General features: G+C 61.3%; 22 protein-coding genes and 1 riboswitch. Of the genes, 12 read left to right on the forward strand and 10 right to left on the reverse strand.

All coding sequences use genetic code 11. The features are described from left to right. Window positions 1-8: 8 nt before the first annotated feature. From AC07XZ_RS00820 to tkt, 3 genes are all read right to left on the reverse strand, one after another. Window positions 9-1,172, reverse strand: coding sequence for a phosphoglycerate kinase (locus tag AC07XZ_RS00820; RefSeq protein ID WP_011336326.1), 1,164 nt, complete (start codon window positions 1,170-1,172; stop codon window positions 9-11). A 12-nt stretch (window positions 1,173-1,184) separates the two neighbouring features. Beyond that, window positions 1,185-2,237, reverse strand: a complete 1,053-nt coding sequence (gene epd, locus AC07XZ_RS00825; protein WP_102685752.1) for an erythrose-4-phosphate dehydrogenase — start codon at window positions 2,235-2,237, stop codon at window positions 1,185-1,187. A 151-nt stretch (window positions 2,238-2,388) separates the two neighbouring features. Further along, window positions 2,389-4,386, reverse strand: a complete 1,998-nt coding sequence (gene tkt, locus AC07XZ_RS00830; protein ID WP_085608891.1) for a transketolase — start codon at window positions 4,384-4,386, stop codon at window positions 2,389-2,391. A gap of 271 nt (window positions 4,387-4,657) precedes the next feature. On the opposite strand from tkt, the gene AC07XZ_RS00835 reads away from it, so the two are divergent. From AC07XZ_RS00835 to AC07XZ_RS00850, 4 genes are all read left to right on the forward strand, one after another. After that, window positions 4,658-5,653 carry an ArsR/SmtB family transcription factor gene (locus AC07XZ_RS00835; RefSeq protein WP_102685753.1) on the forward strand — a complete coding sequence of 332 codons (996 nt, stop codon included), beginning with the start codon at window positions 4,658-4,660 and terminating at the stop codon, window positions 5,651-5,653. An 18-nt stretch (window positions 5,654-5,671) separates the two neighbouring features. Next, window positions 5,672-6,862, forward strand: a complete 1,191-nt coding sequence (gene metK, locus AC07XZ_RS00840; protein ID WP_027610621.1) for a methionine adenosyltransferase — start codon at window positions 5,672-5,674, stop codon at window positions 6,860-6,862. Window positions 6,863-7,005: 143 nt separating this feature from the next. Continuing rightward, complete coding sequence (gene ligB, locus AC07XZ_RS00845) at window positions 7,006-8,682, forward strand: NAD-dependent DNA ligase LigB (protein ID WP_102685754.1); 1,677 nt, start codon at window positions 7,006-7,008, stop codon at window positions 8,680-8,682. Between the two features lie 98 nt (window positions 8,683-8,780). Further along, window positions 8,781-9,176, forward strand: a complete 396-nt coding sequence (locus AC07XZ_RS00850) for a DUF1090 domain-containing protein (protein WP_007959697.1) — start codon at window positions 8,781-8,783, stop codon at window positions 9,174-9,176. Window positions 9,177-9,218: 42 nt separating this feature from the next. Here the strand turns inward: AC07XZ_RS00850 and AC07XZ_RS00855 are convergent, their stop codons facing one another. After that, window positions 9,219-9,668 carry a c-type cytochrome gene (locus tag AC07XZ_RS00855; protein WP_007959696.1) on the reverse strand — a complete coding sequence of 150 codons (450 nt, stop codon included), beginning with the start codon at window positions 9,666-9,668 and terminating at the stop codon, window positions 9,219-9,221. 128 nt (window positions 9,669-9,796) lie between these two features. On the opposite strand from AC07XZ_RS00855, the gene mltA reads away from it, so the two are divergent. After that, complete coding sequence (gene mltA / locus AC07XZ_RS00860; RefSeq protein WP_102685755.1) at window positions 9,797-10,969, forward strand: murein transglycosylase A; 1,173 nt, start codon at window positions 9,797-9,799, stop codon at window positions 10,967-10,969. A 49-nt stretch (window positions 10,970-11,018) separates the two neighbouring features. Here the strand turns inward: mltA and AC07XZ_RS00865 are convergent, their stop codons facing one another. Continuing rightward, a complete protein-coding gene (locus tag AC07XZ_RS00865) occupies window positions 11,019-11,402 on the reverse strand; it encodes an MAPEG family protein (RefSeq protein ID WP_085746665.1) in 384 nt (127 codons plus the stop codon). Between the two features lie 39 nt (window positions 11,403-11,441). Beyond that, window positions 11,442-12,275 (reverse strand): EamA family transporter, encoded by an 834-nt coding sequence (locus tag AC07XZ_RS00870; RefSeq protein WP_085746666.1) that lies wholly within the window; start codon window positions 12,273-12,275, stop codon window positions 11,442-11,444. Between the two features lie 219 nt (window positions 12,276-12,494). Here AC07XZ_RS00870 and AC07XZ_RS00875 point away from each other — a divergent pair, with 219 nt between their 5' ends. Further along, entirely contained in the window at window positions 12,495-13,664 is a 1,170-nt protein-coding gene (locus AC07XZ_RS00875) for an MFS transporter (protein WP_007959692.1), read from the forward strand. A 105-nt stretch (window positions 13,665-13,769) separates the two neighbouring features. Further along, window positions 13,770-15,035 carry a cation:proton antiporter gene (locus tag AC07XZ_RS00880; RefSeq protein ID WP_085746667.1) on the forward strand — a complete coding sequence of 422 codons (1,266 nt, stop codon included), beginning with the start codon at window positions 13,770-13,772 and terminating at the stop codon, window positions 15,033-15,035. Here the strand turns inward: AC07XZ_RS00880 and AC07XZ_RS00885 are convergent, their stop codons facing one another. Both AC07XZ_RS00885 and AC07XZ_RS00890 read right to left on the reverse strand, forming a co-directional pair. Continuing rightward, a complete protein-coding gene (locus AC07XZ_RS00885; protein WP_102685756.1) occupies window positions 15,036-15,923 on the reverse strand; it encodes a formate/nitrite transporter family protein in 888 nt (295 codons plus the stop codon). A gap of 73 nt (window positions 15,924-15,996) precedes the next feature. Beyond that, a complete protein-coding gene (locus AC07XZ_RS00890) occupies window positions 15,997-16,404 on the reverse strand; it encodes an acyl-CoA thioesterase (RefSeq protein WP_011336338.1) in 408 nt (135 codons plus the stop codon). A gap of 197 nt (window positions 16,405-16,601) precedes the next feature. Then, window positions 16,602-16,700: riboswitch (S-adenosyl-L-homocysteine riboswitch) on the forward strand. 23 nt (window positions 16,701-16,723) lie between these two features. Here AC07XZ_RS00890 and ahcY point away from each other — a divergent pair. The 5 genes from ahcY to rhlE2 all read left to right on the forward strand — a co-directional run bounded on the left by ahcY (window position 16,724) and on the right by rhlE2 (window position 23,322). After that, window positions 16,724-18,133 carry an adenosylhomocysteinase gene (gene ahcY / locus AC07XZ_RS00895; protein WP_007961892.1) on the forward strand — a complete coding sequence of 470 codons (1,410 nt, stop codon included), beginning with the start codon at window positions 16,724-16,726 and terminating at the stop codon, window positions 18,131-18,133. Between the two features lie 192 nt (window positions 18,134-18,325). Beyond that, on the forward strand, window positions 18,326-19,171 hold the full coding sequence (gene metF, locus AC07XZ_RS00900; protein ID WP_065261847.1) for a methylenetetrahydrofolate reductase [NAD(P)H]: 846 nt from the start codon (window positions 18,326-18,328) through the stop codon (window positions 19,169-19,171). A 77-nt stretch (window positions 19,172-19,248) separates the two neighbouring features. Beyond that, window positions 19,249-20,331, forward strand: a complete 1,083-nt coding sequence (locus AC07XZ_RS00905) for a hypothetical protein (RefSeq protein WP_102685757.1) — start codon at window positions 19,249-19,251, stop codon at window positions 20,329-20,331. A gap of 87 nt (window positions 20,332-20,418) precedes the next feature. Further along, window positions 20,419-21,231 carry a substrate-binding periplasmic protein gene (locus tag AC07XZ_RS00910; protein WP_102685758.1) on the forward strand — a complete coding sequence of 271 codons (813 nt, stop codon included), beginning with the start codon at window positions 20,419-20,421 and terminating at the stop codon, window positions 21,229-21,231. Between the two features lie 222 nt (window positions 21,232-21,453). Beyond that, the gene (rhlE2, locus tag AC07XZ_RS00915; RefSeq protein ID WP_102685759.1) at window positions 21,454-23,322 is read left to right on the forward strand and encodes an RNA helicase RhlE2; all 1,869 of its coding nucleotides are present in this window, start codon (window positions 21,454-21,456) and stop codon (window positions 23,320-23,322) included. Between the two features lie 139 nt (window positions 23,323-23,461). On the opposite strand, the gene AC07XZ_RS00920 is transcribed toward rhlE2, so the two are convergent. Next, window positions 23,462-24,040 carry a YceI family protein gene (locus AC07XZ_RS00920; protein ID WP_045121911.1) on the reverse strand — a complete coding sequence of 193 codons (579 nt, stop codon included), beginning with the start codon at window positions 24,038-24,040 and terminating at the stop codon, window positions 23,462-23,464. A 32-nt stretch (window positions 24,041-24,072) separates the two neighbouring features. Continuing rightward, window positions 24,073-24,624 carry a cytochrome b gene (locus AC07XZ_RS00925; RefSeq protein ID WP_074692051.1) on the reverse strand — a complete coding sequence of 184 codons (552 nt, stop codon included), beginning with the start codon at window positions 24,622-24,624 and terminating at the stop codon, window positions 24,073-24,075. Window positions 24,625-24,746 lie beyond the last annotated feature (122 nt).

Raw genomic sequence — 24,746 nt, forward strand, 5'->3', positions numbered from 1 at the left:
GGGCGGCCTCAGGCCTTGGCCCGGCTTTCCAGGACTTCAACGGCCGGCAGCACCTTGCCTTCGACAAATTCGAGGAACGCGCCACCGCCGGTGGAAATGTAGGAGATCTTTTCAGCCACGCCATATTTATCGATGGCCGCCAGGGTGTCGCCACCGCCGGCAATCGAGAACGCCGCGCTTTCGGCGATGGCTTCGGCCAGCACTTTGGTGCCGTTGCCGAACTGGTCGAATTCGAACACGCCGACCGGGCCGTTCCACAGGATGGTTTTCGACGACTTCAGCAGTTCGGCGAAGTTGGCCGCGGTTTGCGGGCCGATATCGAGGATCATGTCGTCGGCAGCGACGTCTGCGATCAGTTTCACGGTCGCTTCAGCGCTTTCAGCGAATTCCTTGGCAACCACCACGTCGACCGGCAGCGGCACGCTGACCTTGGCGGCGATGGCGCGAGCGGTGTCCAGCAGGTCCGGCTCGTACAGCGACTTGCCAACCGGGTGACCGGCCGCAGCGAGGAAGGTGTTGGCGATGCCGCCGCCGACGATCAGTTGATCGCAGATCTGGCTCAGGCTATTCAGGACGTCGAGTTTGGTCGAGACCTTGGAACCGGCAACGATGGCCGCCATCGGCTTGGCCGGGGCGCCCAGGGCTTTGCCCAGTGCGTCGAGTTCAGCGGCCAGCAGCGGGCCGGCCGCGGCGACTTTGGCGAACTTGGCAACGCCGTGGGTCGAACCTTCGGCGCGGTGAGCGGTGCCGAAAGCGTCCATCACGAACACGTCGCACAGGGCGGCATATTGCTGGGCCAGTTCGTCGGCGTTCTTTTTCTCGCCCTTGTTGAAGCGCACGTTTTCGAACAGCACGATGTCGCCGGCCTTGACGTCAACGCCGCCCAGGTAGTCGGCCACCAGCGGCACTTCGCGGCCCAGGGCCTTGCTCAGGTAATCGGCGACAGGCTTGAGGCTGTTCTCGGCGGAGAATTCGCCTTCGGTCGGACGACCCAGGTGCGAGCAGACCATCACGGCCGCGCCTTTTTCCAGGGCCAGCTTGATGGTCGGCAGCGAAGCCAGGATACGCGCATCGCTGGTGACAACACCGTCCTTGACTGGGACGTTGAGGTCTTCGCGGATCAATACGCGCTTACCTTGCAGATCGAGGTCGGACATCTTCAACACGGTCATGGGTCGCACTTCCTACGGTTTTTTTGAAGTCGCTGTTTGCAGATAGTGTTCTGCAACATCCAGCATTCGGTTGGCAAAACCCCATTCGTTGTCGAACCAGGCCAGGATGTTCACCAGCCGTGGGCCGGAAACGCGGGTCTGACTGGCATCGACGATGGCCGAATGTGGGTCATGGTTGAAATCACAGCTTGCGTGAGGCAATTCGGTGTAGGCCAACAGACCTTTGAGCGGGCCGCTGGTGGCGGCGTCGCGCAGGATCCGGTTGACCTCGCCGGCGTCGGTGTCGCTCGCGGTCTGCATCGTGATGTCGAGGCAGGACACGTTGACCGTCGGCACGCGTACGGCTTTGGCCTGAATTCGCCCGGCAAGTTCCGGCAGCAGGCGCTCGATACCACGCGCCAGACCGGTGGACACCGGGATCACCGACTGGAACGCCGAACGGGTGCGGCGCAGATCTTCGTGGTGATAGGCGTCGATCACCGGCTGATCGTTCATCGCCGAGTGAATCGTGGTGATCGATACGTAATCCAGGCCGACCGCCTGATCCAGCAGACGCAACAGCGGCACGCCGCAGTTGGTGGTGCAGGAGGCGTTGGACACCAGCAGTTCGTCGCCGGTCAGGCAATCCTGATTGACGCCGTAAACGATGGTGGCGTCGACATCCGCCTCGCTGGCCATCGGCTGCGAAAACAGCACACGCGGCGCGCCGGCGTCGAGGAAACGCTGGCCGTCTGCGCGGGTGTGCCAGGCGCCGGAGCATTCGAGCACCAGATCGACGCCCAGCGACGCCCAATCGATGCCTTCGGGAGTGGCACTGCGCAGGACCTTCACGCAGTCGCCATTAATATGCAGACAATCGCCGTCGACCTTCACTTCGCCGGGGAACCGGCCATGAGTGGAGTCGAAGCGTGTCAGGTATTCGATGCTGGCCATGTCGGCCAGATCGTTGATCGCGACAATCTCAAACCCGGCCTTCTTGCCTCGCTCGAACAACGCACGCAAGACGCAACGACCAATCCGGCCGTAGCCGTTGAGTGCAACTTTGTAGGGACGCGGTTGAGGCATGGGGTTCTCGATTACCGTGGTGTATCAGTCAAAGCGATGTTGCCTGACCGACCGCCATCGCGGGCAAGCCCGCTCCCACAGGTATCTACATCGCCCATGTGGGAGCGGGCTTGCCCGCGATGGCGTCAGTTAAGACGACACCTGATCTGGATCAGTCTTCCAGCAGCTCTTCAGCCTGACCCAGGATGTTTTCCAGGGTGAAGCCGAACTCTTCGAACAGTGCCGAAGCCGGAGCCGATTCGCCGTAGGTGGTCATGCCGATCACGCGACCTTCCAGACCCACGTACTTGAACCAGAAGTCGGCGTGGGCCGCTTCGATCGCGATACGTGCGCCAACCTGCAACGGCAGGACCGATTGCTTGTAGCTGGCGTCCTGAGCGTCGAACGCGCTGGTGCATGGCATGGAAACCACGCGCACCTTGCGGCCCTGCTCGGTGAGTTTGTCGTAGGCCTGAACGGCCAGACCGACTTCCGAACCGGTCGCGATCAGGATCAGCTCAGGCTCGCCTGCGCAGTCCTTCAGCACGTAACCACCACGACGGATGTCGGCGATCTGGCCGGCATCACGGGTTTGGTGCTGCAGGTTCTGACGCGAGAAGATCAGCGCCGAAGGGCCGTCCTTGCGCTCCAGCGCGTTTTTCCAGGCCACGGCCGATTCAACGGCATCGGCTGGACGCCAGGTGTCGAGGTTCGGCGTGCTGCGCAGGCTGGTCAGTTGCTCGATCGGCTGGTGCGTCGGGCCGTCTTCGCCCAGACCGATGGAGTCGTGGGTGTAGACGTGGATCACACGCTGCTTCATCAGAGCGGACATGCGCACTGCGTTGCGGGCGTATTCCATGAACATCAGGAAGGTCGCGCCGTAAGGGACCAGACCGCCGTGCAGGGCAACGCCGTTCATGATGGCGGTCATGCCGAATTCGCGCACGCCGTAGTACATGTAGTTGCCGCTGGCGTCTTCGGCGCTGACGCCTTTGCAGCCTTTCCACAGGGTCAGGTTGGAACCGGCCAGGTCAGCCGAACCGCCCAGCACTTCCGGCAGCAGCGGGCCGAACGCGTTCAGGGCGTTCTGGCTGGCTTTACGGCTGGCGATGGTTTCGCCTTTGGCCGCAACGTCGGCGATGTAGGCATCGGCCTTCTCGGAGAAATCGGCCGGCAGCTCGCCGCTCAGGCGACGGATCAGTTCGTTGGCTTCGGTCGGGAACGCGGCGGAGTAAGCAGCGAAACGCTGATCCCACTCGGCTTCGGCGGCGCGGCCTTTCTCCTTGGCATCCCACTCGGCATAGATGTCGGCCGGGATTTCGAACGGACCGTGGTTCCAGTTCAGCGCCTGACGGGTCAGGGCGATTTCCGCGTCACCCAGCGGGGCGCCGTGGCAATCTTCCTTGCCTTGCTTGTTCGGCGAACCGAAACCGATGGTGGTCTTGCAGCAGATCAGGGTCGGCAACGGGCTCTTGCGAGCGGTCTCGATGGCGGTCTTGATCTCTTCCGGGTCGTGACCGTCAACGTTGCGGATCACTTGCCAGTTGTACGATTCGAAACGCTTCGGCGTGTCGTCGGTGAACCAGCCTTCGACTTCGCCGTCGATGGAAATGCCGTTGTCATCGTAGAAGGCGATCAGCTTGCCCAGGCCCAGAGTGCCGGCCAGGGAAGCGACTTCGTGGGAAATGCCTTCCATCATGCAGCCATCACCCAGGAACACGTAGGTGTGGTGGTCGACGATGTTGTGGCCAGGACGGTTGAACTGCGCGCCCAGTACTTTTTCTGCCAGGGCGAAGCCCACGGCGTTGGCCAAGCCCTGACCCAGCGGGCCGGTGGTGGTTTCAACGCCCGGGGTGTAACCGAATTCCGGGTGGCCCGGGGTACGGCTGTGCAGTTGACGGAATTGCTTCAGGTCGTCGATCGACAGGTCGTAGCCGGTCAGGTGCAGCAGCGAGTAGATCAACATCGAGCCGTGGCCGTTGGACAGCACGAAGCGGTCACGGTCGGCGAACGATGGATTGCTCGGGTTGTGCTTGAGGTAGTCGCGCCAAAGCACTTCGGCGATATCTGCCATACCCATAGGGGCACCGGGATGGCCGCTGTTGGCTTTTTGCACGGCATCCATGCTGAGGGCACGAATGGCGTTGGCACGCTCACGACGGCTAGGCATCGCTGATCTCCTGGGTGTGAATAGATTGAAACGGAAAAAAGGAGGGCATTTTCCCTCACCCGAGCGCCTCGGGGCAATGACAGATAGTCATCCGGAGGCGTTTTTCCAATGGATAACACCGGTTTCGGTTGGTGAAACCTTTCCGCTGTTCGTTTGTAGAGTTAACCGGGCGGTGAGAAGTGAAATCGAATGCGCCATCCATCGAGCAATATCAAAACTTTTTGATATAGACCTTGCGATGCCTTCAGGCCGTCACTAGACTGCCAGCCCTATGAACTTACGCGTGCCTTCCATTCGCCATGACGATTGCGACGAGCTGGCGGCCCTGTGCAAGGCCGGCGGCGATCCGCTGCGGCTGAATGTATTGCGCGCCCTGGCCAACGACTCGTTCGGCGTACTGGAACTGGCGCAGATTTTCGATATCGGCCAGTCCGGCATGAGCCATCACCTTAAAGTGCTGGCGCAGGCGGATCTGGTGGCGACTCGCCGCGAAGGCAATGCGGTGTTCTATCGCCGCGCCCTGCCCCACACCGAGTTGCTGGGCGGCAAGTTGCACGCGGCATTGTTAGAAGAAGTCGACAATCTGGCGCTGCCGGCTGACGTGGAAACCCGGATCGCACAGGTTCACGGGCAACGTGCGGCCAACAGCCAGGACTTTTTCGCCCGGGTCGCAGAGAAATTCCGCGCCCAGCAGGATTTGATTGCCGGCCTGCCGCAGTACCGTGAAAGCGTGCTGGCCCTGCTCGACAAACTGAACTTCAATGGCGCTGCCACGGCCATTGAAGTCGGCCCCGGCGATGGAGCTTTCCTGCCGGAACTGGCGCGTCGCTTCGGCACCGTAACCGCACTGGACAACAGCGCGGCGATGCTCGAACTGGCCCGTCAGGTATGTGAACGTGAACATCTGGCTAACGTCAGCCTGCAATTGGCCGATGCATTGAATGGCGTGAGCCTTCAGGCCGATTGCGTGGTGTTGAACATGGTGTTGCACCATTTCGCCGCGCCGGCCGAAGCGCTCAAGCACATGGCCAGCCTGCTGCAACCGGGCGGTAGCCTGCTCGTGACAGAGTTATGTAGCCACAACCAGAGTTGGGCCAGGGAGGCCTGCGGTGATCTGTGGTTGGGGTTTGAACAGGACGATCTGGCCCGTTGGGCCACCGCTGCGGGACTCGTTCCCGGGGAAAGCCTCTATGTAGGCTTACGTAATGGTTTCCAGATCCAGGTCCGCCATTTTCAGCGACCGGCTGGCGACACTCACCATCGGTAAATTCAGGAAAACATCGAGATGAGCGAATACTCCCTCTTCACCTCCGAGTCCGTGTCTGAAGGACATCCGGACAAAATCGCCGACCAGATTTCCGATGCAGTGCTGGACGCCATCATCGCCCAGGACAAGCACGCACGCGTTGCCGTGGAAACCCTGGTCAAGACTGGCGTGGCCATCGTTGCCGGTGAAGTGACCACCAGCGCCTGGGTCGACCTGGAGCAGATCGTTCGTGACGTGATCTGCGACATCGGTTACACCAGCTCCGAAGTCGGCTTCGACGGCGCTACCTGCGGCGTGATGAACATCATCGGCAAGCAGTCCCCTGACATCAACCAGGGCGTTGACCGTGCCAAGCCTGAAGATCAGGGCGCCGGCGACCAGGGCCTGATGTTCGGTTACGCCAGCAACGAAACCGACGTGCTGATGCCGGCACCGATCACCTTCTCGCACCAGCTGGTTCAGCGTCAGGCCGAAGCCCGTAAATCGGGTCTGCTGCCTTGGCTGCGTCCGGACGCCAAGTCCCAAGTGACCTGCCGTTACGAAGGCGGCAAGGTTGTGGGTATCGACGCTGTTGTTCTGTCGACCCAGCACAACCCTGAAGTGTCGTACAAAGACCTGCGCGAAGGCGTGATGGAGCTGATCGTCAAGCACGTGCTGCCTGCCGAACTGCTGAGCAAGGACACCCAGTTCCACATCAACCCGACCGGCCAGTTCATCATTGGCGGCCCGGTGGGTGACTGCGGTCTGACCGGTCGCAAGATCATCGTCGACAGCTACGGCGGCATGGCCCGTCACGGCGGTGGCGCGTTCTCCGGTAAAGATCCATCCAAGGTTGACCGTTCGGCTGCCTACGCTGGCCGTTATGTTGCCAAGAACATCGTGGCTGCCGGCCTGGCCGAGCGTTGCGAGATTCAGGTTTCCTACGCGATCGGTGTGGCCCAGCCTACTTCGATCTCGCTGAACACCTTCGGCACCGGCAAGATCAGCGATGACAAGATCATCAAACTGGTCCGCGAAGTGTTCGACCTGCGTCCATACGCGATCACCACCATGCTGGACCTGCTGCACCCGATGTACCAGGAAACCGCAGCCTACGGCCACTTCGGCCGTGCTCCGCAGACCAAGACTGTTGGCGAAGACACCTTCTCCACGTTCACCTGGGAAAAAACCGACCGCGCCGACGCTCTGCGTTCCGCTGCCGGCCTGTAATTTTCCTGGCGGTACAAGAAGCCCCGCACGGTTCGCCGTGCGGGGCTTTTTCATGGCCGCGAAACAACCGGCAAAACAGCCGCCCGGCCCACTTCAAAATCCCGGCTAGCCTTCAGGTATCTCCCTGAGCAAGGACGCTCACGATGCTTGCCACACTGCGCCTGTTTTTGTTTTTCCTGCCGGTTTTCCACCTCAACGCCTTCGCTGACGACTGCCCCGACTGGACCGCCGCCCGAGCATCGAGCGAAGTCGCCGCCCTGCAACAACAGATCGACCGCTGGGACGACGCCTATCATCGCGAAGGTCGCTCGGTGATCGCCGATGAGCTCTACGATCAGTCCCGCTTGCGTCTGAACCAATGGCGCCGGTGCTTCAAACTTCCCTCACCGCCCGAGCCGTTGCGCACCGCATCAGGCCCGGTTGCGCATCCGGTCGCTCACACCGGTCTGGACAAGCTTCACGACGCGGCGGACATCGCGACCTGGCTGCGCGACCGCCAAAACGTATGGGTGCAACCCAAGGTCGATGGCGTGGCGGTGACGCTGATCTATCGCAACGGCCGATTGCATCAGGCGATCAGTCGCGGGGATGGCGTTCGCGGGCAGGACTGGACGGCATCTGCAAAAAAGATCGGAGCCATTCCGCAACAGCTGACGCAATCGGCAGATTTGCTGGTGCAAGGCGAACTCTACTGGCGCTTGAACGGACACATGCAGGCACGTGCCGGCAGCGCCAATGCTCGAGCCACCGTGGCCGGGCTGCTGGGGCGCAAGGATCTCGACGCGGAACACGCTGCCGGCATCGGGCTGTTTGTCTGGGACTGGCCGCAAGGGCCGAAGGACTTGCCGGAGCGAATCGCGGCGCTGACGCAGTTCGGTTTTCCCACCACCGAGCCCTACAGCCAGGCCGTCGCCAGCCTGAACGAAGCGCAACACTGGCGCGATCACTGGCATCGCTCGCCACTGCCATTCGCCACGGACGGAGTGGTACTGCGTCAGAGCCTGCGGCCACCGGCGGAGCGCTGGCAGGCACGTCCGCCCTACTGGGCTGTCGCCTGGAAGTACCCTTTCGCCCAGGCGCTGGCCGATGTGCGCAAGGTGAACTTCAAGATCGGCCGCACCGGGCGCATCACGCCAGTACTGGAACTGTCGCCAGTGATGCTCGATGACCGGCAGATCAAACGGGTCAGCGTCAGTTCGCTCAGACGCTGGCAGGAACTGGACATTCGCCCCGGCGATCAGGTCGCAATCAGCCTGGCCGGGCTGACGATTCCGCGTCTCGACAGCGTGGTGCTGCGCAGTACCGAACGCGCGGATCTGAACGTTCCGCTCGCCAGCGACTTTCACGCCCTGAGCTGCTGGCAACCGACGCCGGGCTGCGAAAGCCAGTTTCTCGCACGCCTCACCTGGCTGAGCGGCAAGCAAGGTCTCGCCCTACCGCATGTCGGTCGCGGCACCTGGGAGAAACTTCTGGAAACAGGCCGCCTGAACAGCCTGCTGGATTGGTTGACCCTCGACGGGCCGGAGCTTGCTAACATTGCCGGTCTCGGCGAGCGCAGCAGTGCCCGCCTGCTGCACAGTTTTCACAGCGCCCGCCAACGGCCGTTCCTGCAGTGGCTCAAAGCCCTGGGGCTGCCACCGACCGGTCAGGCGACATTCGCCGATTCATGGCAGGCGCTGGCACAACGCAACACCGAACAATGGCAGGCAGAAGCCGGAATCGGCCCGGGCCGCGCGGCGCAATTGAGCGCCTTTTTTCGCGACCCGCAGGTACTGGCCCTGAGTGAAACCCTGCAAGCCGCCGGCGTCGACGGCTTCTGAACACGCAACTCCCGGCCCGCCGGGAACCCAATGTCCGCCGGAGCGCTCCAACAGCGCAGTGCTTCACCGACCCGATTGCCTTTGCACATGGAGCTTTTATGAAATTTCTCGCACCGCTCGCCCTGCTTTCATTCTGCGCAGTCCTCGCCGCCCCCGTGATGGCCGACGAAGACGCGCCGGGCCTGACCGGTTGTGCCGCCAAGAAGCAGGGCATCATCAATCAGATCGAACAGGCCAAGTCCCGCGGCAACGCCGACCAGCAGGCCGGCCTCGAAACCGCCCTGCGCGAAGTCACTGAACACTGCACCGACGCCGGCCTGAAGAAAGAACGCGAAAACAAGGTGCTCGACGCCAAGCACGAAGTGAGCAAGCGTCAGGCTGATCTGGACAAGGCCATGAAGAAAGGCGATCCGGAGAAGATCGACAAGCGCAAGAACAAGCTCGCCGAATCGCGCAAGGAATTGCAGGACGCGCTGGACGAACTCGACAAGTAAGAAAGCCGGGGATCACAGCCAAAAACCGTGATCCCTTGAACATCAGTGGTCGCGAAACTCTTTATGGCAGGCACTGCAGGCATCTTCGACTTTCTGCACGGCCGGCCCCAGGTTACTGGCCTTGTAGGGTTGAACCTTGCTGGCGATCACCAGTTCACCGGTGGCCGCCTCAAGCGTGCGGGCCATTTCCTGGAAGCGGGCCTGTTTCTGCCAGACATCGTCCTTGGCGCTGGTGTGATCTTCCTCACGCACCTGCGGGAAATGTTTCCACGGCTCATGGGACAACGCATCGAGCTTGACCGCACCTTCCGCAAATTTCGGCCCGTCGAAGGCAATGCGTCCGCGCAGCATGCCACCCAGGTCTTCGCCGGTCTTGAGCATCTGCTTGAAGATCGCCTTGCGCTGACCCAGCGGGGAATTCGGGTCGACACCGCCACAGGCGGACAAGGTCAGACAGGCCAGCAATACAACAGAAATTCTTTTAAGAGTCATGGTGGCTTCAGGTCACGGAAATCGGCGGCCAGTATCCTCGGGTCACCGCCAAACACCAATAGCCCTATTAACAATAAGGGTTGCTTGAGCGCATGGAGCACTTCTGCAACCGGCACAGGAAATTCTCCATGAACAGCCGTTTCAAGGCCTGGCGTCATCCGCTCATCGCGACCCTCCCGCTGCTGGCGATCCTCGCCGGCTGCACCGGTGGCGACAGCGCCAAGCCGAAAACCCACGCCCTGGCCACGTACTCCAGCGCCACCTGGGAAGCATTGCCTGCGGTGTCCGATAGCGACCTGGTGGCCGGTTTCGGTTCGTGGCGCAGCGCCTGCACCCGGCTCAAGGCTGACCCGGTCTGGGGCGCGACCTGTGCGGCAGCCGCCAACGTGCCGCAAAAAGCCGGCGACATTCGCACGTTCCTCAAGCAGAACCTCGACGTCTTCGGCCTTCGCGCCGAGAACGACAACCCCAACGGTCTGATCACCGGCTATTACGAACCGGTCTATCCCGGCAGCCTGACGCAAACCGCCACCGCCAACGTGCCGGTGTATGGCGTGCCCGAGGACATGATCATAGTCTCGCTGGACAGCATTTACCCTGAACTCAAAGGCAAGCGCCTGCGCGGCCGCCTCGAAGGTCGTGTGCTGAAGCCTTACGACGACGCGGCGACCATCGAGAGCCAGGGCGTCAAGGCGCCGGTCGTGGCGTGGCTGACCGACCCGATGAACCTGCAATTCCTGCAGATTCAGGGTTCGGGGCGGATCCAGACCGATGACGGTCGCCAGCTGCGCATCGCCTACGCCGACCAGAACGGTCATCCGTACCGGCCGATCGGCCGCTGGCTGGTGGAACAGGGCGAGCTGAAAAAAGAAGAAGTGACCATGGGTGCGATCAGCAACTGGGCCAAGGCCAACCCGTCGCGCATTCCGGAACTGCTGGCGAGCAATCCGAGCTACGTGTTTTTCACCCGCAACCCGGACAGCAACGAAGGGCCGCGCGGCTCGCTCAACGTGCCGTTGACCGCCGGTTACAGCGCGGCTGTGGACCGCAAGGTGATTCCGCTGGGCAGCCTGTTGTGGTTGTCGACCACCCGCCCGGACGGCACGGCACTGGTACGCCCGGTGGCCGCGCAGGACACCGGCGGCGCGATTGCCGGCGAAGTTCGTGCGGATCTGTTCTGGGGCACCGGCGATGCCGCCGGACAACTGGCCGGCGACATGAAGCAGCAAGGGCAGATCTGGATGCTCTGGCCGAAAGGCGTGGCGTTGCCGCAAGTGCCGCAGGTGGCCGACAAGCCGTAAGTACAATGCAAAAGATCGCAGGCCTCGTCAGCCTGCGATCTTTTCAGGTTCAGACCGAAACGAAGAAGAAGCTGGCAATCAGCACCATCCCGACAAACCAGACCAACGAGCGCAAAGCCGCCCAGTCCGCCAGATAGCAAATGATGTAAAGCAGGCGACTGGTGATGAACAGCACCGCCAGCACATTGACCGTCACCAGCTCTGCCGTGCCCACCAGGTGCGCGACGATCACCGCCGCCGCAAACGCCGGGGTCACTTCAAAACTGTTCAGTTGCGCCGCATGGGCACGGCGCGCCACGCCATCCACGCTGTCCAGAAAGTCCCGGGGATCATGATTGTCCCGCAGTCTGAAACCACCCGAGGCCTTGGCCACGACGGTGCACAGATAGGGCAGAAAGATCGCGATCAACACACACCACAAAGCCACCGTCATAACACCGTCCTTCTTTCGAGTTTTAGAGTTGCCGGGCGCTCAGAACTTCATCACCAGCATGCCGATCAGCACCAGCCCACAGGCTAAGAGCCGCGGCCGGCCGAAAGGTTCTTTCAGGTAACGCATACCGAACAGCACCACCAGAATCACGCTGATTTCACGCAACGCCGCCGCTTCGGCAATCGAGCCCAACTGCATCGCCCACAGCACCAGAGCGTAGCTGAACAACACGCAGAACCCGACCGCCAGTCCCAGCTTCCATTGCTCGCGCCAGAACAGCTTGAACGCCGGACGCTTGGCCACCCACGCCAGCATCGGGAAAGGCCAGGCACTGAGCAGCGTGACCCAGACCAGGTAATCCAGCGGATGCGACCAGCGCCGCAGCGCCTGGCCATCGATGTAGGTGTAGCAACCGATGCACAAGCCGATCAGCGCCACCACCGGCAGCATCGACCACGGCAAGTGTTTCCCGCCGCCGCCCTGCCAGAGCAGGCAAGCCATGCCCAGCGGGATCAGCAGGATCCCGAAGATCTGCTGGGTGGTCAGCACTTCACCGGCGAAGATCAGGGTCAGCGCCAGCACCACCAGCGGCGACAATCCGCGCATCAACGGATAGACCAGCCCCAGATCGCCGACCCGATAGGCCTGGATGAGCAGATAACGATAGAGCAGCTCGAACGCCGCCGACGCCAGAATCCAAGGCCAGATTTCCGGCGGTGGCAGGCTGATGAAAGGGAACGCCAGCGCGACGAACAACAGCGCCACGGTGTCCATGCAGGCCACCACCAGCAGCCGCTCGGCGCTGAACTTGATCAACGTATTCCACGCTGCGTGCAACAGCGCCGCCACCAACACCAGAGCTGTCGCCAGCACGTGCCACTCCTTGATTCTTGTTGTTGAGCCTGAGCCAATTAGTCAGATTATTGATTCGCGATGTGTCAGCAGCTGTTTATACTGCAAGCGACCACGCCGCACTCAGTTGCGCACAGATAAATTCCAATAATTCCTGCCTGCCCCGTTCTCGTCCGAGACGGGTCGCCGGCCTGCGTATGCCTGATCAAAGCGTCAAGACTACCGACAGAGACCTTGCGCATGCCACTCGCCTTGCTTGCACTCGCTGTTGCCGCTTTCGGCATCGGCACCACTGAATTCGTCATCATGGGCCTGCTGCCCGATGTCGCCCGCGACCTCGCGGTGAGCATTCCCCACGCTGGCCTGTTGATCACCGGCTACGCCCTGGGCGTAGTGTTCGGTGCGCCGATCCTCGCGATCGGCACCGCCAACATGCCGCGCAAGGCCACGCTGCTGGGCATGACGCTGATGTTCATCCTCGGCAACGTGCTGTGCGCACTGGCGCCGAACTACGCGACGCTGATGGCCGCGCGAGTGGTCACCGCGCTGTGCCACGGCGCATTCTTCGGCATCGGTTCGGTGGTGGCCGCCGGGCTGGTCGCGCCGAACAAACGGGCGCAGGCGATTGCGATGATGTTCACCGGTCTGACCCTGGCCAACGTTCTCGGCGTACCGCTGGGCACTGCGCTCGGCCAGTACGCCGGCTGGCGCTCGACCTTCTGGGCGGTCTCGGTGATCGGTGTGATCGCCGCCCTCGCCCAATGGCTGTGGTTGCCGAAACACATCCCGATGGACAAGGCCAACCTCGCCAGCGAGTTCAAGGTGCTGGGCAAGGTCAACGTGTTGCTGGCGCTGGGCATGAGCGTGCTGGCGTCCACCAGTCTGTTCAGCGTGTTCACCTACATCGCGCCGATTCTGCAGGACATCACCGGCGTCAGCCCTCACGGCGTGACGGTGATGCTGCTGTTGTTCGGCGTCGGTCTGACCGGCGGCAGCATGCTCGGCGGGCGCCTGGCCGACAGCCGTCTGTTGCCGTCGCTGGTGGGTGTCGCACTGGCGGTGGTAGTGATTCTGGCGGCGTTCAGCCAGACCAGTCGCTCGGTGGTTCCGGCGGCGATCACGCTGGTGCTGTGGGGGATTTTTGCCTTCGCCCTGTGCCCGATCCTGCAACTGCTGATCATCGATCAGGCGCATGAAGCACCGAACCTCGGTTCGACCCTGAACCAGAGCGCGTTCAACCTCGGCAATGCCGCCGGTGCTTGGATTGGCGGGCTGGTGGTGGCCAGCGGCGCGGACCTGGCGGACTTGCCTTGGACGGGCGCGCTGGTGGGTGTGCTGACCGTGCTGACGGCGCTGTTTTTCATCTACCTGCAACGTCGGGGTGTCGCTGCGGTCAATGTGTCCGGCTGATTTTCCCGGGGGACACAATTGTGTCCCCACCCGGCGTCAGCCCATCCAACCCTTGCGTCCATGAACGGGCGCGCTGTCTTTCCACCCCCATCCAAAGGACCCCGGATGCTTGAACTCGTCGCCGCTTTCATCTGCCTCACCACCCTCCTCACCTTTGTGAATTTCCGCTTCATCGGCCTGCCTCCGACCATCGGCGTGATGGTTACCGCACTGATGTTTTCCCTGTTGCTGCAAGGCCTGAGCCTGCTCGGCTACCCCGGCCTCGAAGAGCGCGTGCAGCAATTGATCGGCCAGATCGACTTCGGCGATCTGCTGATGAACTGGATGCTCTCGTTCCTGCTGTTCGCCGGTGCGTTGCACGTGAACCTCAACGACCTGCGCAGCTACCGCTGGCCCATCGGCCTGCTGGCGACCTTCGGCGTACTGATCGCCACCGCCGTGATCGGCAGCCTCGCCTATTACATTTTTGCCCTGTTCGGCTGGCACGTGAGCTTCCTCTACTGCCTGTTGTTCGGCGCGCTGATTTCCCCGACCGACCCGATCGCGGTACTCGGCGTGCTGCGTACGGCCAATGCCTCGAAGCCGCTGAAGACCACCATCGTCGGCGAATCGCTGTTCAACGACGGCACCGCCGTGGTGGTGTTCACCGTGCTGCTGGGCATCGCGCAATTGGGCGAAACCCCGACCGTCGGCGCCACGGCCATGCTGTTTGCCCACGAAGCCATCGGCGGCGTGCTGTTCGGCGGGCTGATCGGTTATCTGGTGTACCTGATGATCAAAAGCATCGAGCAGCACCAGATCGAAGTCATGCTGACTTTGGCGCTGGTGATTGGCGGTTCGGCGATGGCCACCGAGCTGCACGTCTCGGCACCGATTGCGATGGTGGTCGCCGGTCTGATCATCGGTAACCTCGGTCGCAACCTGGCGATGAACGACATGACGCGCAAATACCTGGACGGTTTCTGGGAATTGCTCGACGACATGCTCAACGCGCTGCTGTTCGCGCTGATCGGGATGGAGCTGTTGCTGCTGCCGTTCAACTGGTTGCACGTGGCGGCAGCAAGTCTGCTGGCGCTGGCGATTCTGCTGTCGCGCCTGCTCACCGTGGCCCCGGCCATCGTCCTGTTGCGCCGCTGGCGCACCGTGCCGCGCGGCACTATCCGGATCCTTACCTGGGGTGGTTTGCGCGGCGGAGTTTCGGTGGCACTGGCACTGGCCCTGCCGCTGGGCCCAGAGCGCGATCTGCTGCTGAGCATCACTTACATCGTGGTGCTGTCATCGATCCTGTTGCAGGGCCTGACCATCGGCAAACTGGTCAAGCACGCAACGCGCGACGAGCCGGCGAGCGCTGCCGAGCCCGTGCACCATTGATCATTTCTTGATCTGCTGCGGATCGGGCTTTTCGGCCTGATCCGCAGACTCTTTCGGAGCGCCGCTTTCACTGCGGATCTGCGCATGACTGATCAGGGCGAAGATGAAACTGCCGCCGATGATGTTCCCCGCCAGGGTCGGCCCGGCAAACACCGCCCAGAAATCACTCCACGGCAACTCGCCGGCAAACACCAGATACGACACCTCCGCCGACCCCACCACGATGTGAGTGAAATCGCCCAATGCCATCAGATAGGTGATGAGGATGATGATCCACATCTTCGCGCTCTCCATGGACGGAATCATCCAGACCATGGTGGCGATCATCCAGCCGGAAACGATGCCCTTGGCAAACATCTGACTCGCGTGGTTCTCCATGACCTTGCGGCCGATTTCGAGGAAGGCCTCGTCGGTCTTGCTGTCGAAGATCGGCAGTTCGAGCATCACGTACGCCACCAGAATCGTCCCGCACAGGTTGCCGAACAGCACCACTGTCCAGAGCCGGATCAACCGACCGAAATTGGCCAGGGTCGGTTTAGTCATCACGGGCAGCACGGCGGTCAGGGTGTTTTCGGTGAACAGTTGCTGGCGGGCGAGGATCACCGCGAGAAAACCCGCGCAGTAGCCGAAGCTGGCGATCACCTTGAATTCGTCGCCCTCGGGCAGACGCGAGTTGAGCAGGCCCATGCCCATCAGCGACAGGCCCATGGTCAGCCCGGCCGCGAGCGCCGACCACCACAGCGCAGCGATGCTGCGCTCCAGTTCCTGGTCGCCCTGTTTGCGGATGATTTCATGCAGAACCGCCGCGCGGGGCGGCTGGTTTTTCTCGACTTCGTGCTGTTCCTTGGCCGAGAGATCGGGGGTCTTGCCGTCTGTAGGTGTGGTCATGGCGGGAAACCGGTGGCGGGGTCATAAGGCTACGACACGCGCCGCTCGGCTTCCGTTCGCCGGTGTGACGCGATTACTCGGTAACGGGCACGTCATCCTTGAACTGGTCTTTGACATACCTGATCTCGGTTCGCCCGTGCGGCGCCGGCAAGCCGTCTTCGCCGAGGTTGACGAAGACCATCTTCTCGACGGTCAGGATGCTCTTGCGGGTGATCTTGTTGCGCACTTCGCAGGTCAGGGTGATCGAGGTGCGGCCGAACTCGGTGGCGGTGATGCCCAGTTCGATGATGTCGCCCTGGCGCGAGGCGCTGACAAAGTTGATCTCGGAAATGTACTTGGTCACCACGCGCTGGTTGCCCAGTTGAACGATGGCGTAGATCGCCGCTTCTTCGTCGATCCAGCGCAGCAGGCTGCCGCCGAACAGGGTGCCGTTGGGGTTGAGGTCTTCGGGTTTTACCCACTTGCGGGTGTGGAAATTCATCTTCACTCCTGAGCGTCTTGCCGAATGATGGCGCCATCTTGGCAGACTGAGCGGTCATGCTCCATGAGGCTTCTACTATGGTCGCGATTGGCGATCTTCATCTGGCCGACAGAAACCCTTTGGAAGATCAGTCTAGACGGCTATAATCGCCCCCGTTTCAAAACGGTAACCTTCACTTGCTACCGTTTTCCCGCCACCTGTCCGAGGGGCGCTGCAGCAGGTTCAACCTGTCAGGCTCGGATGGGGCGTTGACCGGCTCAGGCCGGACACTAAACGCACAACGGCGCCCATTCGCATACATTACGAATGGAGGCTCTTCATGAGCGCTGTTATCACGCCTGCAGATTTTAACGATTACAAAGTTGCCGACATGTCCCTGGCTGCCTGGGGCCGTCGCGAAACCATCATCGCCGAGTCGGAAATGCCGGCCCTGATGGGTCTGCGCCGCAAGTACGCTTCCGAGCAGCCGCTGAAAGGCGCAAAAATCCTCGGCTGCATCCACATGACCATTCAGACCGCCGTGCTGATCGAAACCCTGGTTGCCCTGGGTGCCGAAGTGCGCTGGTCGTCCTGCAACATCTTCTCGACTCAGGATCAGGCCGCCGCTTCCATCGCCGCTGCCGGCATCCCGGTATTCGCCTGGAAAGGTGAGACTGAAGAAGAGTACGAGTGGTGCCTGGAGCAGACCATCCTGAAAGATGGCCAGCCATGGGACGCCAACATGATCCTCGACGACGGCGGCGACCTGACCGAGCTGCTGCACAAGAAATACCCACAGGTTCTGGACCGCGTTCACGGCGTGACCGAAGAAACCACCACCGGCGTGCACCGCCTGCTGGACATGCTGGCCAAAGGCGAGCTGAAAATCCCGGCCATCAACGTCAACGACTCGGTGACCAAGTCCAAGAACGACAACAAGTACGGCTGCCGTCACAGCCTGAACGACGCCATCAAGCGCGGCACCGACCACCTGCTGTCCGGCAAGCAAGCGCTGGTCATCGGCTACGGTGACGTGGGCAAGGGCTCGGCCCAGTCCCTGCGTCAGGAAGGCATGATCGTCAAGGTTTCCGAAGTTGACCCGATCTGCGCCATGCAAGCCTGCATGGACGGTTTCGAACTGGTTTCGCCGTTCATCGACGGTATCAACGACGGCACCGAAGCAAGCATCGACAAAGCGCTGCTGGGCAAGATCGACCTGATCGTGACCACCACCGGTAACGTCAACGTTTGCGACGCAAACATGCTCAAAGCCCTGAAGAAGCGCGCCGTTGTCTGCAACATCGGTCACTTCGACAACGAAATCGACACCGCTTTCATGCGCAAGAACTGGGCATGGGAAGAAGTGAAGCCACAGGTACACAAGATCCACCGTACCGGCCCGGGCGCTTTCGACGCTCAGAACGACGACTACCTGATCCTGCTGGCGGAAGGCCGTCTGGTGAACCTGGGCAATGCCACCGGTCACCCAAGCCGCATCATGGACGGTTCGTTCGCCAACCAGGTTCTGGCGCAGATCTTCCTGTTCGGCCAGAAGTACGCCGACCTGTCGCCAGCCCAGAAAGCCGAGCGTCTGACCGTTGAAGTACTGCCGAAGAAACTCGACGAAGAAGTGGCCCTGGAAATGGTCCGCGGATTCGGCGGCGTGGTCACTCAACTGACCAAGCAACAGGCTGACTACATCGGCGTGACCGTCGAAGGCCCGTTCAAGCCGCACGCTTACCGCTACTAAGACAAGAGCAGCTGCGAGCTACAAGCTTCAAGCGGCAAGCAAGGTCAAAAGCCGGACTTGCCGTACGAAGCTTGAGAGCTCTGCCCCTATTTCAGAACAGTTTCAGGCAGCAGGTTTCACGCACGAGAGATCAGCGCACCTCCGCTTCTCTCGCAGCTTGTAGCTTGCCGCTCGTAACTGGAGGCTTCCTCCATGTCCCAAGAACGTCGCTACAGCTTCGAGTTCTTCCCGACCAAGACCGATGCTGGGCATGAAAAACTGCTCGCCACTGCCCGTCAGTTGGCCACCTACAACCCTGACTTCTTTTCCTGCACCTACGGCGCGGGCGGTTCGACCCGTGACCGCACGCTGAACACCGTTCTGCAGCTGGAAAGCGAAGTCAAAATCCCCGCCGCCCCGCACCTGTCGTGCGTCGGCGACAGCAAGGACGACCTGCGCGGCCTGCTGAACGAGTACAAGGCCGCCGGCATCAAGCGCATCGTCGCCCTGCGCGGTGACCTGCCGTCCGGCATGGGCATGACCAGCGGCGAGCTGCGTCACGCCAATGAACTGGTTGAATTCATTCGTGAGGAAACCGGCAATCATTTCCACATCGAAGTCGCCGCCTACCCGGAGATGCATCCGCAAGCGCGCAACTACGAAGACGATCTCGCCAACTTCGTGCGCAAGGCCCGTGCCGGCGCCGACAGCGCGATCACCCAGTACTTCTTCAACGCCGACAGCTACTTCTACTTTGTCGACCGGTTGCAGGCGCTGGGCGTGGACATTCCGGTCGTTCCGGGCATCATGCCAATCACCAACTACAGCAAACTCGCACGCTTCTCCGATGCCTGCGGTGCGGAAATCCCGCGCTGGATCCGCAAGCAACTGGAAGCCTACGGCGATGACAGCCAGAGCATTCAGCGCTTTGGTGAACAGGTCGTCAGCGAGATGTGCGAACGCCTGCTGCAAGGCGGCGCGCCTGGCCTGCACTTCTATTCCATGAACCAGGCGGAACCGAGCCTGGCGATCTGGAATAATCTGAAGTTGCCGCGCTAAACGATTCAAGACAGTAAAAAGTGCCCTCTTCAGAGGGCCTTTTTACATTTAAAAGTACCAATGGAATATTGTCGTCAATGATCTGCGATTCTTCGAACCCACGCCCTCAACTCGTCTACCTGGTTTTTGGCTCTGAAACCTATCACCAGGAAGCCGTGTTCAGCATCGCGAGTGCCCTGGCCTGGCTTCGTGAATCACCAGATGTGACGATTGATATCCAGGTGTTCAGTGACAATACGCAGCCTTACGAAAAACTCCCGGTACGAGTGCGTCCCCTCGATGCTGCCACCCGTCAGCGCTGGAGCGAACCTCACGGCTACCACTTCCGCACCAAACACGTTGCCTTGCGAACGGTGCTCGAAGAGTCCGAGACAGCCTTGCTGATCGACACCGACACTTTTTTTCATTGCTCGCCAGTCAAACTGTTCGAACGGGTGCAACCCGGCACGCTGCTGTGCAATGACTACTACTTGCAATACGGCACCAACAAGGAAAACCTGCTCTACAGCGCTCTGTCGAAAACCCTGCTGGAGAGAGGCCTGGCTGACGATCAAATGATGCTGCTCAACTCTGGCGTCATCGGCCTGCATCGCCAGGATGCGCAAGTGCTTGATCGCTCGATTGCGCTGATCGACGAGCTGTTCCCGCTCGCCCAAGGTGCCTACACCCTGGAAGAGTTCTGCCTGTCAGTGGCAGCCTATCGCACACTGGACATCAAGAAGTGTCCGGACCTGATTCATCACTACTGGAGCCGCAAGCAGCTGTTCAGGGCCAAGGTTCAGGCCTGGGTCGCCAAGCATGGCGACAACCCGACCTGTCAGGCTGCACTGGATGACACCCGTCTCGTTTCCGCGCGACTGCCACGTCCGCCACGTATGCAGCGCATGCTTTACAAAGTCATCACCCTGATGCTGCCCGCGCACCTTCGCCAGTTCATTCGCGAAATTCTCTACGGTTGCTATAAGCACCCCAACGAATTCGACCAGGCCTGCGCACCGGTGTGGTGGGAAAAGGCACTGAAAAACCAGCAGGAAAGGATTGGCAAGAAAGTTTGTCAGCATTTGCTGGAAGAATGGTTCAGCAGAAGACTGGTCAGACTGGTTCTGGGCTCGCGCTACACGACAATTCATCAGCACCTGCTCAATTCATCCGGCAAATAGCGGCATCGCATCGAAACTCTTCGCTTGCAGCGTTAAACATGCATGCCAGAGCTTCTCATCAGGCGATTCGCGTACTAACCTCAGGCCATGCCTGTCATTGTCCAGTTGCTGAGCGTTTTGCTGTTTACTTGCCTGAGCTTCGCTGCTCGGGGCGAGAAGTTGCGCATTGTCACCGAGCCATGGGCGCCGTATGTCTATGAACAAGGCGGCAAGAATCTCGGGCTGGACTACGAAACCACTGCCATCGTATTCAAGCGCTTGGGCATCGAAGTCGAATGGCAGTTTTTGCCCTGGAAACGCTGCCTGTCGATGCTCGAAACCGGCCAGGCCGACGGCGCGCTGGACATCTTCCACAGCGACGAACGCGACGCCACCCTGCTCTACCCTAGCGAACCGCTGTCGGACGTCGAGTTCGTGATGTTCTACGCCAACGAGCGTCCGCACCCTTTTCACAGCCTTGAAGACCTCAAAGGCCTGACGGTCGGCACCTCGCCGGGCTATCTGTACAGCCCCGACTTTCGCGAATCGACCCTGTTCACCCGCGAGCCGGCCCCGACCCACGAAGCCAATTTCGGCAAACTGGTGCGCGGGCGCATCGACCTGCTGATCACTGATCGCCGCGTGGGTCAGCATTTGCTCGATGAACTGGGCATTCGCGACAAGATCACGGAAAACCCCACGGTCATCAGCCGCCAGAGCCAGTTTCTGGCCGTGCGGCGCAATGCCGGGATGGATTTGCTGGTGCAGCGCTTCGGCGCCGAACTCAAGCGTTTCAAGCGCGAACCGGCCTATGCCGAGCTCAGCGCCCGCTACGGCGCGGCCCCCGCCCTGACGGCGCCACTGGGCAACGCCACCGCCAGCGGCAAAACCGTTGAGCAGCAGGAAAGCGGCGCGCAGTGATTGCTCTGTTATACTCCGGCGTTCCCGCCAGGCTCACGCCCGGACGCCCGGAACCGTAACAGGCCTCCCGACCCGCTACAGCGCAGCTTTTCAGCCCGCGCGAGCGCTCCGGACGTGCCTTCGGAACCGCAGCAGGACCGGACGGGATTGCGTCCTCTTAAACGCCATTCGCGCCAGGCAAGACTCCCATTGGGCCAAGCCCTAACTGAAACAGGATTACTCATGTCCTTTGCTTCCCTCGGTCTCTCCGAGGCTTTGGTCCGCGCTATCGAAGATGCGGGCTATACCGAGCCTACTCCGGTGCAACAGCGGGCCATTCCCGCCGTGTTGCAAGGTCGCGACCTGATGGTTGCGGCACAGACAGGTACCGGTAAAACCGGCGGTTTCGCCCTTCCGATCCTGGAGCGGCTGTTCCCCAACGGCCACCCGGACAAATCCCAGCGTCACGGCCCGCGCCAACCGCGCGTGCTGGTCCTGACCCCGACCCGCGAACTCGCGGCCCAGGTTCACGACAGCTTCAAGATCTATGCCCGTGACCTGAAATTCGTCAGTGCCTGCATCTTCGGCGGCGTCGGCATGAACCCGCAGGTTCAGGCCATGTCCCGTGGCGTGGACGTCCTCGTTGCCTGCCCGGGTCGTCTGCTCGACCTGTGCGGCCAGGGCAGCGTCGATCTGTCCCACGTGGAAATCCTCGTGCTCGACGAAGCCGACCGCATGCTCGACATGGGCTTCGTCCACGACGTGAAGAAAGTCCTCGCGCGTCTGCCGGCCAAGCGTCAGAACCTGCTGTTTTCGGCGACCTTCTCCAAAGACATCACGGATCTTGCCGGCAAGCTGCTGCACAACCCGGAACGCATCGAAGTGACGCCGCCGAACACCACGGTCGAGCGCATCGAACAACGCGTATTCCGCCTGCCAGCCAGCCACAAGCGTGCGCTGCTGGCCCACCTGATCACCGCCGGCGCGTGGGAACAGGTGCTGGTGTTCACCCGCACCAAGCACGGCGCCAACCGTCTGGCCGAGTACCTGGACAAGCACGGCCTGCCGGCTGTGGCGATCCACGGCAACAAGAGCCAGAACGCCCGCACCAAAGCTCTGGCCGACTTCAAGGCCGGTGAAGTGCGCATCCTGGTTGCCACCGACATCGCGGCGCGCGGTCTGGACATCGACCAGTTGCCACACGTGGTCAACTTCGAACTGCCGAACGTCGATGAAGACTACGTGCACCGTATCGGCCGTACTGGCCGTGCCGGTCGTTCGGGCGAGGCGATCTCGCTGGTCGCACCGGACGAAGAAAAACTGCTGAAAAGCATCGAACGCATGACCAAGCAGAAAATCGCCGACGGCGACCTGATGGGCTTCGATGCCAGCACCATCGAGGCCGAGAAGCCTGAAGTTCGCGAGCGTCCGGACATGCGCAACCCGCGCAATGCCCGCGGCCCACGCGGTGACGGCCCGAATGGCGGCGGCGGTGGCGGCGGTCGTAAAGACAAAGGCAAAGACAAGGGCAAGGAAAAACCGGCCGGCGAACGTGGCGAGCGTCCAGCCCGTCAACAGAAGCCGCGCGAAGGCACCCCGGCCCGCGAACAGCGCCAGCCAAGCCAGCCGCCACGCGCCGCTGCTGACCGTGCTCCGGACGAATTCCTCGACGACGATATCGATAACTTCGGTAACCGCGTCGATTACGTGCCGAAGCAGGCTCCGGCCGGTGGTCGCAACCGTCGTCCAGGCGCTCCGGCGCAAGGCGCAGGTTCGGGCGCACCCCGCGGCGGTCAGCCACAAGGTCGCCAGAACGGCCCACGCAACAGCAACGGTTCGAGCACCGGCACTCCGCCAGGCAAGCGCAGCGGCCCACGCAACGGTGCTCCGCGTGACGGTCAGGGTCGTCGCGATGAAAACCCGCGCAACCGCCGCCCGGCCCGTGACGATCAGCAACGCGCTGAACCGGCCGTGCAGAACCCGCGCAGCAGCGGGCCGAAGATCATGCACAAGGAATCGAAAGCCGACCGCTTCCCGACCCCTGAGCAGCTGGATCAACTGCCAAGCCGCCCACGCGGTGAAAAACCGGCCTTGCTGACCCGCAATCGCTGAGTTTTCGACTGCAATGAAAAATGCCCCGGTCTGAAAACCGGGGCATTTTCTTGTGCGCCGCCGAGACGAGGGTTGCGACAGGCAATAAAAAACGCCCCCGATCGCAAGACCGGGGGCGTTTTTGTATGGCTGGCGAAAATTACTTCGCTTTCACACCTTCAAACGAAACGTACAGCTCGACCGCGTCGGACTTCGGACCCAGGTCTTTCTGCTTGCCGAAATCGGAACGCTTGATGGTGGTGGTGCCTTCGAAGCCGGCACGGTAGCCACCCCATGGATCCTTACCTTCGCCCAGGAAGGTCGCCTTCACGACCACTGGCTTGGTGACGCCCAGGATGGTCAGGTCGCCGGTCACGTCAGCGGTGTTGGCACCGGTGGACTTGACGCTGGTGGAGACGAAGGTCGCCTTGGCAAACTTGCTGGCGTTCAGGAAGTCAGCGCTGGCGATGTGCTTGTCGCGCTCGGCGTGGTTGGTGAACACGCTGGCGGTGTTCACGTTGAACTCGATCTTGCTGTCTTCAGGCTTGGCAGCGTCGAAGCTGAACTTGCCATCGATGTCCTTGAAGGTACCGGTGATGAAGCTGTAGCCCAGGTGGCTGATCTTGAAGTCGACGAAGGCGTGCTGGCCTTCTTTGTCAACCACGTAGTCAGCGGCCATCACGTTGGCGGACAGGACGGCAGAGCCGATTGCCAGAGCGGCCAGAGTCTTTTTCAACATGCTTTGTTTTCCTTTGGAGTCGAGGTTGAACATCAGGCTTTGCGTCCCAGCATTCGTGTCAGGGTCGCATCACGATCGATAAAGTGGTGCTTCAATGCTGCCAACGCATGAAGGCCGGAAAAAATTACCAGCGCCCATGCCAGCCAGAGATGAATCACACCGGCGGTATCTGCCTGATCCGGTAGTCCGGAAACCAGTGCAGGAACTTCAAACAGGCCAAACACCGGGATCCCGACACCGTCTGCGGTGGAAATCAGGTAACCGGCAATCATCACGGCGAACAGCGCAAGGTACAGAAACCCATGGCCAAACTTCGCACCGATGCGGGTCATGCGGCTGTAGCTTTGCAACGTTGGCGGCGGTGGACTGACAAAGCGCCACAACACCCGCAACACCATCACACCCAGCAGCACCAGACCGATGCTCTTGTGCAGATCCGGCGCGTCTTTGCGCCAGGTGCTGTAGTAATCCAGCCCCACCATCCACAGACCCAGCGCGAACAGCCCGAAGACCGCCAGCGCCACACCCCAGTGCATGAAGATGCTGACCCAACCGTAGCGCGAAGAAGAGTTACGTAGCTGCATTGCCCAAATCCTGTGAGAACTGCGAACCAAGACTAGCGAGTTATCTATCGAATTAAAGCGGAAAATTTCGCTTTGAAATATCGAGAAATACGATCAAGAGTCTTGAACAGGGGAGTTAAGGA

The sequence above is a fragment of the Pseudomonas sp. GW458-11-26-14-LB4 genome (genome assembly GCF_059423925.1).